A 7,641-nucleotide genomic window follows, 5' to 3' on the forward strand; every position below is an offset into this window, starting at 1 on the left:
CATCAATGTTGCCTTTTTCATTATACGTAAATTAGATAGATTTTATGCTTTCATGAAATCCACTATCATACTTTTATAATAATTACACCAGTGACTTTAGTCAATGGGAAGAGCCAGTTAAAGAGAAAGGACAAGGGGGAATTCGCATGACGATCAAAGTTCAAATGTGGGGAAACAGTCTTGCCGTCCGTTTGCCTGGGTCCATCGCAGAATCTGCGGGTATTGAAAAAGGGACTGAACTTGAATTTTTAACTAAGGGTAAAGACATTATTCTAAAACCATTAAAATCCGCTCCGTCTCTTGATCAACTGCTTTCCAGAATCACACCTGAAAATCGTCATGAAGAAATAGATCTTGGTTAAGTAGGAAATGAATTGTTGTAATGACGTATGTTCCTGAACATGGTGATCTTTTTTTTTAACTTCACCTTTCAGAAGGAGCAGTCAAAATATATATAAGGTATAAATTTTCTAAAGAGATGCAATTAAGAGAAAGCTGGTATTCAAAATAACAATAAGGAGAAGATCTGAGAAAATGGATCTTTTATCATTTTGGGGTTCGCCCCCCTTTTTATATATTTGTGGAATAATAATTATCATTTGGCTGGTATCATTTATTAAAAAGATGATATCCATTTTTAAAAGCAAAGATTGATTATACTTTGAAAAAATTGTAATGAAGCGTCAGAGTTGAAAAGAAGGCATCTAAACTAGTAACGAACGGGACAAAAGTTGTAACAAAGCCTCTCAAAATTGTAACAAAAAATCGGAATCGTATTGTTCAACACAAAAAAGTTGAATCGTATGCTCTTGCATCTTGAATTTGAACTGTCTATACTAATCCTATTGATAAATTATGCGATGATGAGAAGAAGTAAGCAGCCGGATTCTCCGCAGAGAGCTTCGTAACTGGTGAGAGAAGCAGAATCCCAAGCTGAAAAATGGCCTCTGAGCATCCATACCGATCCGCGGCATTTGCGGTTAGGCTATGGTCGGGCGGAAACCCGGTTAACAAAACCCGAGTATCGAGCAGACGCTCCGTACTCGCCTGAGATCAGTGATGCGAATGGCTGATAAATTAAGGTGGTACCGCGTGGACACAAGTCCTCGTCCTTATACATGATGAATGTATGAGGTCGGGGGCTTTTTTGTTTTTCTTAAAAAAGGAGTGAGGAAATATGGCAGTATTAATCGCAGGCGCATGGCCCTACGCAAATGGAGATCTTCATCTTGGACATTTATCAAGCTTAATCCCAGGGGATTGTTTGGCACGTTATTTCAGGCAGAAGGGTGAAAAGGTACTCTATGTTTCAGGAAGTGACTGCAACGGTACACCGATCACGATTCGCGCGAAACAGGAAGGTGTCTCGCCAACAACGATTGCGGATCGTTATCATGATTCATTTCAGCGATGTTTTCAGCAACTTGGGTTCACTTATGACTGTTACACGCGCACAGACACACCGATTCATCACAAGGTTGTTCAGGATATTTTTAAAACACTTTATGACAATGGGTATATCTATCATAAGAAGACAAAGCAGATGTACTGTACGCATTGTGCGCAGTTTTTGCCGGACCGCTATGTTGAAGGAACCTGTCCGCATTGCGGCGCACATGCAAGAGGTGATCAATGCGATGCGTGCTCGACCATTCTTGATCCAGTCGACCTTGAAGAGCCAACATGCAAACTTTGCGGTCACACACCGGAACTTCGTGAGGTTGAGCATCTCTATTTTGCACTGAGTAAGTTTCAACCGGAATTGGAGCAGCTGTATGAACGGGCAAAGAAGAATAACGATTGGCGGGAAAATGCCCTAAATCTTACGCGGCGCTATTTAGACGAAGGCTTGCAGGATCGCGCTGTCACCCGTGATTTGCCGATCGGCGTCACGGTACCGATCAAGGGTTTTGAGGATAAAAAAGTATACGTCTGGATTGAAGCGGTGTCCGGATATTATTCAGCCAGTGTCCGCTGGGGAGAAGAGCATCATAAGGATATCTCAGAATTTTGGAATGAACAAACGACTTCCTACTACGTTCAAGGGAAAGACAACGTTCCGTTTCACACGATTATATGGCCGGCCATTCTGCTCGGCATTGGCAAAAAAGCACTGCCGACGCATCTTGTTTCTAATGAATACGTGACGCTTGAGCGCAAGAAGCTGTCCACAAGTCGCAACTGGGCGGTATGGGCACCTGACATTCTTGAACGTTATGATCCGGACAGTATCCGTTACTTTTTGTTGATCAATGCACCCGAAACACATGACGCCGATTTTTCCTGGAAAGCGTTTATCGAAAGCCACAACGGCGAACTACTCGGCGCTTATGGGAATTTTGTTAATCGTACGCTCAAGTTCATTGAGAAGCTACCTGATTTTAAAGTGGATCCCGATCAAGTTGATCCGCAGATTTTCCAAACTACGGATGCCCTTTACGAGAAGGTTGGTGGACTGATTGAATCCGCACATTTGAAAGCAGCACTTGGTGAAATTTTCTCGTGGATTCGCAGCTTGAATAAGTATTTTGATGAACGAAAACCGTGGCAGACGGTTAACTCTGATCAAGCTGCAGCCTATGCAACCTTGAATACATGCGTGTTCAGTATTGCCAATCTCGCTCAGTTGCTTTCGCCATTCTTACCTTTTTCCAGTCAGAAACTCAGTGAGGCACTTCATCTTGGCGAATTCAAATGGACGGTCATTCATTGCCCGGGAAAACTGCCGGAGCATCTTGATCCGCTATTTATACGCATCGACCCGGATCAGATTCAAGTGGAACGGGACAAACTGAAACATCAGGAAAAGGGATGAAAGAGAGCGAGTAAAATTTAAGAAATAACCACTAATATCAGCAGTGTCTCGTTTTTAAAAATAATGAGCTTTCCGCGATTCCTTTGCTTCAGCAAATTCAGATTGAGACGAATAGTAACACATAATAAAGTAATCCATTTTGGCAATTGAACAGCCAATTTTGGATTGCTTTATCTTTGTTTGATTAACAGGAATAATCGTTGACCAATAATTAAATTGAATTTTCCCCTGATTAATCAAGAGTTTGGCAGGATAAAGGTGGGGTTCGGGCTCGATTCACGGATATGGATTAATATCTCCTGGATAGTTGTGGATTTTTCCCGGATTAAATTAATTTTTCCCCCGATTAATCAAGAGTTTGGCAGGATATAAGGGGAGCACGGGCTCGATTCAGGTTGAGCGTGCCCGCTTGGCAAACAATGCGCATGTGGAATGAGCATGTTCCTAACCAAAACAAAGCCCACACCTGTAAAAGTGCGGGCTTTGTTTTAGTTAAATCTTTTTTGACGCGATTAACAGTTCATGCTCTTGAATCTTGCTCTTAAGCTGAGGATCATCTGCGATAAGCAGCATGAAAATCGCTTCGATTGCTGTGACGGCAGATACTCTCGAAAAGAAATACTCGGACATAAAGATCGTACCTCTGCTGGCTGTAACCACATTATGATCGGACAGCGCGGCGATGGGAGAACTCTCATTATTCGTGAGCGTGATAATCGTTACTTGGTTTTTCTTAGCAACCTCGATTAATTGGAGCAGCTGCCTGGATTCTCCTGAATTGGAAATGACAATAAGCACATCTGAGTCATTTAAGTTTAACGTCTGCCCCATAGCCACTTCCCATGAACTCGATGTAAATGCTAACCGACCGATCTGATTGAACTTAAAGCAAGCATCGAGTGCGACCGGAAATGTATTGCCTTCTGCCATGATTTGAATTAGCCGAGCATCTTTAATGACGTTCATTGTATTTTTGATGAGTGTTTTGTCAAAACCTTCTAAGGTTGCTTGAATTTCCTCTTCCTTGTCACTCATTAATTTATCTAAAACTTTATCGTGACTGGTTAATGAGGTACTGTTTGGCGATTCAGCATTAATTAATGAACTCTGTGCCAATAATACTTTTAAATGATGAAATCCATTCAGATTAATTCGTTTACAGAAACGCGAGACTGATGCTTCGCTAATACCGGATCGGTTTGCCAGCTGTGAAATGGTCGCATTGATCACAAACTGGGGGTCGCTGATAATTAAATCAACGATCTTTTTTTCCGATTTAGAATAATTGCCTAAATTTGCGTAGATTCTGTTTACGAATTCTTTATTAGTCGCTTCCATGCTACAGTCCTTGTTTAATAGTCTGTACGATCAAACGGGTATTTCATCCCCCATTGATTTCGTACGTTGGTTAATACGTCCATAATGTCGTAGGAGAGTGCAAATTCACCGTCGTCATGGCCTTGTTCAATATATCTTTGCATGTCTTGAACTTCGTATTGCAAGGCAAGGGATGCATCTCCGGCCGTAATTACTTCATGTGTTTCCGTGTGCGCATCATCTGTAAAGGTTATAGCGGCTTCTGTGGCACGCGGATAATTCGATATTTCAATATAGCCTTTGGTGCCTGAAATGACTCCGCGTTTCGGTTGTTTCGCGCGCATCGACAATGACAGTACCGCAATTTGATCATCTAAATTTTTCAGAAGAATACCTGATTGTTCATCGACGCCGGTCTCAAAATATTTAACGGTTGTCAAAACATTAACAGGTTGTGTCTTTAAGAATGAACGGGCAAAGGCAGTCGCATAACCACCAATGTCAAGCAGTGCACCGCCGGCTAAGTTTTTATTAAAGAAGCGGTTTTTGACATCATAATCTTTTAAACTGCCAAAATTAACTTGAACTAAGTTAACATCACCGATTTTTCCGTCGCTGATCAGCTGTTTTACCTTTTTATAAAGCGGCATGTGAAATAAGGTTAAACCTTCAGTCACAATCAAACCTTTTTCAGCAGCTAATTGTCTCACATTAGTTAACTGTCGGGAATTAACCGTTATTGCTTTCTCAGCAAATACGTTTTTACCGGCTTCTAATGCTTTCATAATATATTCATAGTGAAAATTATGGGGAGTTGCAATGTATACGATATCAATATTTGGATCTTTTAGCAAATCATCAGGATTCGTAAATGTCCGCTGAATCTTTTTTTCCTCACTGAAAGCCTGTAAAGCGGCTTCGTTAACGTCAGCCACTGCATAAATTTCTCCATTGACACTATTTAACGCATCAGCCATTTCATGTGCGATCCATCCGGTACCAATCATACCCCAATTATACGTTTTCATCTAACTCATCCTTCCAAATAATTTTTTTTGAAACGATCGAAACCACTACAAGAGGGTGTTCAAAAAGTCCGGGGAAAAGGCAATGAGGATCCTCTGCTAACAGCATGCACGTCCTGTGCAAAACGCAGAAGTCACCGCATCCTGCGGAAGTTCTGTGTCAGCTTGTTTCTCCGCTCCTCACGTATTAGCAGGGGAACTTCAACTAACAACGTGCACGTCCTGTGCACAACGTTGAAGTCATCACATCCTGTGAAAGTACGCGCGGGTAGCTCGAAACTGCGCTTCCTTGATCTTCGACGCTCAGGACGAGCTAGTGTCAGGCATGCCACAGGACGTGGCGATTTGCCTGACCTCGGCTCTTTTTGTCCTCCTTTTTGAACAGACTCTACAAGCGATTGTCTTGCCATACAAAATGAAATTCATTTCAATTTGAATTTTTATTTTGTAACTAATTTTAATATAATTATTTGAGGCGTATTTGTCAATGAAATAGCATTCGTGAAAATAACTTTCATTTTGAGCAAGGTAATGTATGACTTTACTTGCAACAGCGTTCACACGCAATGCATAAACAGAATGTCACGCCGGGTTCATGCACGAAAGCGGTGCTCCAATGCATGAAAACCCGAATTCTATGCACGAAAATCAGCGATCAATGCACGATCAGGGGTCATGACCGGATTCCATGTCAATAAAAAAGCACCCTCTGCTTTTTAAATCAACCAAGAGGATACTGTGTCTATTTCGAACCATTTTACTCGGCTTTCAATTTGATAGTCACAAAAAATTTGTCCTTGATATTATTAGTATTGAGAAACGCAAGAATGTGATCGCTTCACTAGGGATCATGCAAGGATTAGCAGCCGCGGCACTAAGGATTGCGGCATCTACTAAGAGCTACTCCTTTTCAATCTTTCGAATCCATTTATAGTACGCCGCGACAATCCACAGTAAAAATGGGTAGGCAATGAACGAGTAGCTTATTCGCCACCAACCGTAGTTAAAGTAGCCCCATGGCTCGGGCAAAAGTGTAATCAGTTCATAACCGGTAATCGCTACATCCCAGAAAAGGATATAAATAAGCTGCTTAAAAAATGATTTTCCGTAGGGATAACCGTTTAGGAAAATGATGTTTACCGGTGGGATCAATACGATTAATACAAGGAGTGTCGGCCACTCTAGAGATCCTGAGAAATACCAATAGGCATGGTATTTTTTGCACAAATAACCATCAGTAAGCACCTGCACGGCAACGGTAAACGCCCAAATATGTACGAGTTGATTTTTAGTGAGTCGTTTATTGATAAGAAAAGCAATGCTATTAAAGAGAGCGACAGCAAGCAGCAGACCGATCATTGTGTCATTCCTTTTTTTATTATATGTTTTCCTTGTACGGCTTTATTTACACATCTCTTTATATTTGGGAAAGGTAGTAAAAGTTAAAATAGGTATGAGGAGGAATCGAAGTGAACGCGACAAATTTGCAGTCGAGGGTTTTGGTTTTAACACCTTTGTCGATTGATGACCTTATGCGGATCAAAAACAAGGAATCAGATCGAATGGAGATCCAACTTGACTCGGAAACCATGTCAGAATCATTTCAGGCGGCAATCATAAAAAAAATTAACAAAATGAATGAAATTAGTGAAAAACTGCACCCATGGTACACGTATTGGATCATTGTTGATCGTGCAACTATGAAGGGGATCGGCTTAGTCGGATTCAAGGGCTCCCCTGATGAAAATGGATACTCAGAGATTGGTTATGGCATGTCGCCAAACTTTAGGAGAAAAGGGCTAATGACCGAAGCGGTGAACACGTTAATGGAATGGGCGCGCTTAAATTCAAACTGTAAAGGTATCATTGCTCACGCGCTCAAGACAAATAGTGGGTCGATTAAGGTATTAAAGAACTGCGGATTTCAATTCGTTAACTCAGAAGAGCTGGAAAGTGTTTATGTACATAAATTCATTTGACAGGATGATGTGTCTTGAAAACAAAAGAATGGATCTTTTTCGATTTGGGCAGTACCTTAATTGACGAATGCGATCAGGAAAATTATATCGTCCATGCAATGAGTGACGCGCTTTCCACACTGGGATTTTCGTATTCTGCCGAGTACATTCGACACTTGAGAGAAGAAGCATGCAAAGCTTATAAACACACAGTAAAAGATGTTCTTCCTTCCTTGGTGGAAAATGATGAGCAGTATGAATTTGTGCGAAGCAAGGCCGTTTATTTGCCAGAACAAGAATTCCTCTATCCAAAGGTAATCGAATTATTGAGCGACTTGTCTGCAAACTATAATTTAGGCATTATAGCGAACCAATCCGACGACGCACAGGAACGGATGAGAGACCTGAACATTCACGAGTTCTTTTCTGTTTTTGCTATATCCGACGAACTTGGCATCAAAAAGCCGGACGTACGCATCTTTTCCTGTGCTTTGGAGCAAGCCGGCTGCACGTCAGGTGAAGCTTA

At 41.4% G+C, this 7,641-nt stretch carries 8 protein-coding genes; 5 read left to right on the forward strand and 3 right to left on the reverse strand.

Annotated features, from left to right (window positions below; all coding sequences use genetic code 11):
- Positions 1-146: 146 nt before the first annotated feature.
- The 3 genes from NOM01_RS15930 (at position 147) to metG (ending at position 2,815) form a co-directional block, all read left to right on the forward strand.
- Positions 147-362 (forward strand): AbrB/MazE/SpoVT family DNA-binding domain-containing protein, encoded by a 216-nt coding sequence (locus tag NOM01_RS15930; RefSeq protein ID WP_255749554.1) that lies wholly within the window; start codon positions 147-149, stop codon positions 360-362.
- Positions 363-911: 549 nt separating this feature from the next.
- Positions 912-1,073 carry a hypothetical protein gene (locus NOM01_RS15935; RefSeq protein WP_255749555.1) on the forward strand — a complete coding sequence of 54 codons (162 nt, stop codon included), beginning with the start codon at positions 912-914 and terminating at the stop codon, positions 1,071-1,073.
- Between the two features lie 104 nt (positions 1,074-1,177).
- Entirely contained in the window at positions 1,178-2,815 is a 1,638-nt protein-coding gene (gene metG, locus NOM01_RS15940) for a methionine--tRNA ligase (protein ID WP_255749556.1), read from the forward strand.
- Positions 2,816-3,307: 492 nt separating this feature from the next.
- On the opposite strand, the gene NOM01_RS15945 is transcribed toward metG, so the two are convergent.
- The 3 genes from NOM01_RS15945 to NOM01_RS15955 form a co-directional block, all read right to left on the reverse strand.
- Positions 3,308-4,153, reverse strand: a complete 846-nt coding sequence (locus NOM01_RS15945; RefSeq protein WP_093671495.1) for a MurR/RpiR family transcriptional regulator — start codon at positions 4,151-4,153, stop codon at positions 3,308-3,310.
- A 14-nt stretch (positions 4,154-4,167) separates the two neighbouring features.
- Entirely contained in the window at positions 4,168-5,160 is a 993-nt protein-coding gene (locus NOM01_RS15950; protein ID WP_093671493.1) for a Gfo/Idh/MocA family protein, read from the reverse strand.
- A gap of 897 nt (positions 5,161-6,057) precedes the next feature.
- On the reverse strand, positions 6,058-6,516 hold the full coding sequence (locus NOM01_RS15955) for a hypothetical protein (protein WP_255749557.1): 459 nt from the start codon (positions 6,514-6,516) through the stop codon (positions 6,058-6,060).
- Positions 6,517-6,626: 110 nt separating this feature from the next.
- Here NOM01_RS15955 and NOM01_RS15960 point away from each other — a divergent pair, with 110 nt between their 5' ends.
- Together NOM01_RS15960 and NOM01_RS15965 are read left to right on the forward strand one after the other, a co-directional pair.
- Positions 6,627-7,136 (forward strand): GNAT family N-acetyltransferase, encoded by a 510-nt coding sequence (locus NOM01_RS15960; RefSeq protein ID WP_255749558.1) that lies wholly within the window; start codon positions 6,627-6,629, stop codon positions 7,134-7,136.
- Positions 7,137-7,150: 14 nt separating this feature from the next.
- Positions 7,151-7,641 (forward strand): HAD family hydrolase (locus NOM01_RS15965; protein WP_255749559.1); only part of this gene is annotated, 491 nt, incomplete at its 3' end.

Source organism: Sporolactobacillus sp. STSJ-5 (genome assembly GCF_024385605.1).
Taxonomy (GTDB): domain Bacteria; phylum Bacillota; class Bacilli; order Bacillales; family Sporolactobacillaceae; genus Sporolactobacillus.